Source organism: Actinacidiphila oryziradicis (genome assembly GCF_005047355.1).
Classification (GTDB): domain Bacteria; phylum Actinomycetota; class Actinomycetes; order Streptomycetales; family Streptomycetaceae; genus Actinacidiphila; species Actinacidiphila oryziradicis.
Window position 1 is genome coordinate 38,779 of sequence record NZ_SUMC01000064.1, and the last position, 6,000, is coordinate 44,778.

At 68.9% G+C, this 6,000-nt stretch carries 4 protein-coding genes; all 4 read right to left on the reverse strand.

The genetic code is table 11. From position 1 onward, the window contains the following. Positions 1 to 158: 158 nt before the first annotated feature. On the reverse strand, positions 159 to 905 hold the full coding sequence (locus tag FCI23_RS60750; RefSeq protein ID WP_246144500.1) for a hypothetical protein: 747 nt from the start codon (positions 903 to 905) through the stop codon (positions 159 to 161). Then, positions 806 to 1,720, reverse strand: a complete 915-nt coding sequence (locus FCI23_RS60755) for a hypothetical protein (RefSeq protein WP_246144496.1) — start codon at positions 1,718 to 1,720, stop codon at positions 806 to 808. Before FCI23_RS60755 ends, FCI23_RS60750 begins: the two co-directional genes overlap by 100 nt. Positions 1,721 to 2,509: 789 nt before the next feature. Next, positions 2,510 to 3,727, reverse strand: coding sequence for a TraB/GumN family protein (locus tag FCI23_RS57095; protein WP_169317131.1), 1,218 nt, complete (start codon positions 3,725 to 3,727; stop codon positions 2,510 to 2,512). Positions 3,728 to 4,989: 1,262 nt separating this feature from the next. Then, positions 4,990 to 5,682, reverse strand: a complete 693-nt coding sequence (locus FCI23_RS39115) for an alpha/beta fold hydrolase (protein WP_246144497.1) — start codon at positions 5,680 to 5,682, stop codon at positions 4,990 to 4,992. Positions 5,683 to 6,000: the final 318 nt, after the last annotated feature.

The window sequence follows — 6,000 nt, forward strand, 5'->3', positions numbered from 1 at the left end:
CTCTGGATGTGGGCAGGACGCCACCCGGGGGAGCCCCAGCCCTCATAGAGCCAGGCCAGTGAGCTATTTCCAACCTCGTTGTCCTGGCCGCGAGTTGGATGGTCCCGCGTGCCGATCCGAGCACCTGAGAAGACCCGGGTCGGCCGCCGGCAGGGTCGTCATGCTCGTGGGCCGACCAGTTTCTCGTACAGGGCCCGGCGCTCCGGTGAGCCGTCCTTGGTCGAGCGCAGTTGTTCGTCCCATTCCTTCTTGATGGTGTCCAGGACGTCGCGCCAGCTTTTCGCGGGGCTGCCCGGATCAGCACGGGCGGCGTCCTCGGCCATCTCTCGCAGGTCCACCAAGCGTTCGTTCTTGCTCAGCCCGCCGGAGCCGACCTTGTCGCCCTTGTGGCCGTGCAGGACGGATCCCGGGTTGGCCGTGGCCTCGGTGGAGCGGAAGTCGTGGCGGTAGCCCACCGGGCTCGCGGCGTGCGGGCTGATGGTCTCGATGCCGATCTGGAGGGATCCGTCCTTCTCCGTGGTCGGCCGGTGGAAGACCAGCAGGACATGGCCGTAGGAACCGTTCGGGAGCACCATGTCCCCGTTCCAGTCCCTGGAGCCGAGCCCGCCGCCGGAGATGTCCATTCCCCACAGGCGCGGACGGGACGCACCGACCGCGAGCTTGTTGGTGAGGGACGCCGAGATGCCGCCCTGCTCCTTCATCTCGCGCAGCTCGGCGCCTTCGCCGGGCCCGAAGGACGTCCGGTGAGTGGCGAAGTTGCGGACCGTCACGCCCTCCGCGAGCTCGCTCTTCGCGGCGTCCGTGGTCAGGCCCAGGAACTCCGGGAGCGCATAGGCCGGTTTGTCCTTGGTGCGCAGGGCGGGGATCCGAACGTTGACACGGCCGCCGTGCGCGAGTGCGCGGATGACGTCGTGCTCGAAGTTGGCCACGTGCTGCAGTGCTGCGGGTCGTAGAGCTTGAGTCCGTGCCGGAGGATGAGTAGCACTTTGGTGAGCATGGCGCGGGCCCGCGCGTCCTTGGCGACGTAATCGGGCACGGTGCCCTTGCCCTTGCCCTTGCCCGTCGGGGCGACTGCCGTCGGGATCTCGGACGGATGCCTGTGTTCGGGCGCGATCCCGGCCGGGTGAAGGGTGTTGATGGCCGTCTCCCGGATCTGCCGGTTCCGCTCGTCCTCCAGCAGCGTCCTCTCACCCGGCGAAGTGCCGGACGCCTGAGTGAGCATGAACCGGCCGAGTGTGTAGTCAGGGGAAGTCGGAGCGTCCTCGCCCTCCGGGCGCACGGCCGGGTGCTTCGCGCGAACGGCCAGGGTGGCGGTGAGTACCCGCTTGCCTGCGGGGAGCTTCAGCCAGTCGTTGAACTGGCCCTGCAGGTACGCCTGGGCCTGCTCGTAGGTGCCGATGCCCACCGACTCCAGCCAGCGCGGGTTCACCTTGGAGAGACGCTCGATGTCGGCGAGGTCTTGGTCGTTGAATGTCTCGCCGCGCATCACCCGCCGGTCCAGGGTCCTCTTGAGCCGCGCGGAACCCGCGACCATCCACTGCTCGGGCCACCAGGTGCCAGGCGCGAAGGCGTTCCGCTTCATCTTGTGCTGCTCGATCGACTGGCTCAACCGGGCGATGATCTCCGCGCCCTTGACGTCGGCCCCCGCTTTTCCGACGCCTTCGGTGCGGTCGGTGGCAGGCTGCCCGGCCGTCGCCGCTCCGGTACGCTGGACGGGCATCGGATCAGTGTGGGCGTGATCATGCCCAGGGTGCTCCCGGTGCCCCGCGTGGGCCGGGTACGCGGAATCCGTATGAAGCCGTTGGACGGGCGAGAAGCCTTGCATGCCGCGGTCGGCCCGGCGTTCGCCGATATCGGCGGGATCCGAGACGCGCGTGCCGGCTCCGTTGTCCGACGACTGCAGGCTGTCCTCCACCGCGGCTCGCCGCACCTGCGCCCGGTCGGTCGCCGCCTGGCCCGCCTGATCGGCGCCGACGGACGACGACGTCGTATGTCCGCTTGACGCGACGCGCTGCAGATGCCGTACCCAGGCACTGTTCAACGCCGTCGGTGACAGTGTCTGGCGAGGTCTGCCCGATGTCCGATCGGCGGTGGTCCGGTGCTTCCTCTCGGCGTAGTGTATCGACGGCCCTCCTTGCCTGTTGGGGTGATGGATCCCTCTTTCTAAGCCGCGGGGTCCGCCTGAGGAAGGATCCAACGGGCAGAGTCCGCGCCCTTGAGGTCTTATCGTCCGATGTATCCCACGCCCTCAGTAGGTGTCGGACAGCTCCCTCTCCGGCTGCCTGCTGCAAGAAGGCCAGGCTGGTGATCACCGACCCCTCGGGGTCGGCCGCGCGATGCGTCTGTTTGCACGCGGCATCCCGGAAGCAGCGGCGGGACCTCTGCCACAACTGCTTCATCGCCGCCCGCACCCTCGGCTCGGCAACCACACACACGACACGCATACGCATGCGTATGCGCCTCCGATGCCTTGCCGCCTCCGCGAGCCTGTCCCGGCGACCCCCTGCCGTCAGGACTCGCCGGGCAGGCGGCGGAAGCGGTCGTCCCGGTAGCCGACCGCTGGGATGCCCAGCAGGTCGTCCACTCCGGGGAAGGCCTCGCCCGCCTGGAACTGTGCCCCGTGCACCGACGCGGGCTGCTCCGGGCCCGGGTACATGCCGGTGTGCGCCTTGCCCAGCTCCATGAGGTAGCCGCCGTCCGCCGACGGACGGCGCTGGTCCTTTTTGACGACCTGGGTGGCGTAGGTGTTCATGGCGGCGACGCGCTGGTAGAGCATGGTCGCCGGCATCGTCGGACGGCGGGCCGGGCGGCCGTCCAGCCCCTTGACCCGGATACCGTGCCTCCGGGCGGCCTCCAGCACCGCTCCCAGCCCGGTTGCGCGCAGGTTCATGTGGTCGTCGTACCTGTTGACGAACGCCCGCAGCTCCGGGGCCATGGGCCCGCCGGCGAGGTACGCGTCGACGTGCAACTGGTAACCGTCGTCCCGGATGCTCTCCAGGTAGAGGGTGCGCACACCGGCGGCCCGGATCTGCTCCATGTGCGTGCACAGGAACTGCCAGATCGGTGCCCCGGAGTGGGTGCCGCCGATGGCCACGCCTTCGAACCGCCCCAGCAGTGCGCGCAGGTCGCCCATCGCGTCCTGGGAGCTGGCGCCGACCAGGGTGTCCTCCACGACCTGGTGGCGCTGCTGCCGGACCTCGGAAGTCTCCGTGTACGCATCGCGCGCGGCTCGCGCGTCGCGGCCGAGCTGTGTGTCGCGTGCGTCCTGGCGCTTCCAGTAGTGATCGCGCGTCCGCGGGTCGGCGCGGCCGATGCGCTCCAGCACCTCATTGGGCCCGGCCGTCGTCCCGGCAGCGCCCGGCGCCAGCCTGCGGATGCTGCTGCTGCTGCTGCCCAGAGCGTAGTGGAGAGGCGGGTCGGTCTCCTGGAGTGTCTGCGGGTCCACGCCGATGTCCACGCGCTGCTTGTGGCTGGCATCCCGGGTGGCCTCCGGCAGGCTCCGCCATTCGTCGTCCGTCAGCATGTTCCGTGTGCGGCCGCTCGCGCGGGAGTTGCGGGGACCCCGTACCCGCAACGCGGGGCCCGGCGGGTGCTGGTGCAGTTCGTCCTGCTCCATGCGCTGGACCACGGGAGCGGGACCCGACGGCGCCACCGTGCGCTGGACGGGGGGCGTGTGCCCGCCGTCCGCGGTGTGCGCGTGCCGCAGTTTCTCGATAATGCTGGACATCGCCTTGTTCCCGGCAGAACGCTGGAATTGCAGCATCGACTCCGCGGTCGTTCCGCCGCCGGGCCGGGGCTGTCGCACGGCCGTCGCGGTTCCCGGGCGCTGCAATCCTTTCCACTGCTCGTCACCAGTTTGCCGCGACCTCATACGTGCGTCCTCTCTGAAACACAGACTTGCAACGTTCAGTGTCACCGCTCCCCCCTGCCCGGCGGCACGTCCGGACGGACAGGTACGGGTGCAACCACCTTGCCCTTTCAGGGAGTGGCGGGGGTGGGACGGGCCGCGCTGTGCGGGTCCATGGGCCGGGGCCGGGGTGAGCGATGTGTACGCTCGCGTCCGGGGCTGACGCCCCTGGAATCCTCCGCTTCGGACTGAAGTGCCCGTGGCGCCGCCGAGGCTCCCGGCGCACACCGAGACTGCTCTCCTCGCCACCACCCCGGCTCGCCGGGCCTCACCGGGCGCACCCGCCGTGCCGCCGCCGGGGCCAACGCGCCGGCCTGACACGGGATATGCAGCCCCGGCAGCGCGGCCTCTCGCCACCACCTCGACCGTGCCGAACGCGGCCATAACCGCATCGACACATACCTCGGCGATCCCGTCGGACACCAGCGAGTCCCAGAACGAGTATCGGTCTGCATGACCAGCGGCATCACCGTCCACAGCCGACCACGGCATCGACCGACAAGCACCTCGGGGAGCGTCGATCTCGGCTGGGAGGCTACAAGGCGTACGCGGTCTCACGCGCCCTGTCTCTTCGCAATCGAACACCGCGGTAACGCTCTGCGACGCCTCCCCCAAGTCTGTGCCAGAACCCAGAACTCAGTGACATTGATAAAGGCAGCACGGCCAGAATGACTCCCGCTCCCATCGACAAACGACTCCCGGAAAACTGGCACAGTCAGCCGTACTGCCGCCCACTCCGCGTCCGTCATGTGCGACGGACACCGCGGCTCCCGACCGGGATGATTGGCAGCGTTGCCGTACACGTGCGCGAGACGGCCAACCGCACCACATGACCTGCGAGTTGAACTCCACCCACTCGGTCGCGTACTCATATGACAACAGGGCCTCCCGGTACTGCTCGGGTCGATTCGCATCACCGAGCTACCGAGGGGCCCTGCCCGCATGCGCGTACCTCTGGAAGATCACCCGACCAGGAACCCTGTTGGATCCACACGTTCCATGATCGGTTGAGATGCGCTATTCACACCGGAACCGTGACCCGCAACTTCTCGATGCACATCACTCCATGATGTGATGGAGTGTCAGCTGGTGCCGCGGTCCGCCTGCTCAACCAGGTCGGCGATCGCCCCGGGGTGGCTGACCATGGCGGCGTGCGAGGAGTCGATCTCGACGGTGTGCGCTCCGATGCGCTTGGCCATCCAGCGCTCGAGGTCCGGGCTGATCGCCTGGTCCTGCTTGGCGACCAGGTACCACGAGGGAATCGTCTTCCATGCGGCCGCTGTGGCGGTTTGGTTGAGGGCCGCTAGGTCGATCGGCTCCTGCGCGTCTGCCATGCCGGCTGCCACGGTCGGATTGACGTCCGCGGCGAAAACTTCGCGGAACTTGGCCCGGTCGATGTACACGTCGTTGGCTTGGGTTCCGTCCGGCTTCGTGAACTCCACCTCCTGCAACGGGAGGGGCGTCGCGGGATGGTCGACCAGGTGGGCGGTCAGGTCGGCCAGCGACTCGCCGACGTCCGGCACCGAGGCCGCCACGTACACCAGGGCCTTGACGTCCGGGTCACCCGCGGCCGCGTTGGTGATGACTTCCCCGCCGTACGAATGACCGGCGAGGATGATCGGCCCCTTGATGCTGTTGAGGAAATCCCGAACGTAGGCGGAGTCGCTGGGGAGGCCACGCAGCGGGTTACTCGCGGCACGGACCGGATAGCCGTCCTTGCGCAAGCGGTCCATGGCGCCGTACCACCCGGAGGAGTCCGCGAACGCTCCGTGCACGAAGACAACGGTCGGCTTGGGCTCGGCGACGTTATGCCCGGCGGCGGCGGCCGGGATAGCGCGATCCCGGCAGAGTCGAGCCGGGCCGCCTGCCCGTCGTCCTTCCAGTGCGAGGCAAAAGAGTCACGCCGACGGAGCACGGCCGTGACGTCCAGGTCACCGGTCACCGCCTCACGCGCTCCCGGCACCTGTGTCGGGCCGCCCGGAGCGCGGCCGTGCTCCGCAGGAGTGCCTTGGTCGGCATGCAGGCCCAGTAGGAGCACTCGCCACCGACCAGCTCCCGCTCGACGACGGCGACACTCAGCCCACCCTGAACCA

Coding starts and splice junctions, on each gene's coding strand:
- FCI23_RS60755 (WP_246144496.1), bottom strand. CDS start 1,720: ATGCCCGTCCAGCGTACCGGAGCGGCGACGGCCGGGCAGCCTGCCACC.
- FCI23_RS57095 (WP_169317131.1), bottom strand. CDS start 3,727: ATGTCCAGCATTATCGAGAAACTGCGGCACGCGCACACCGCGGACGGC.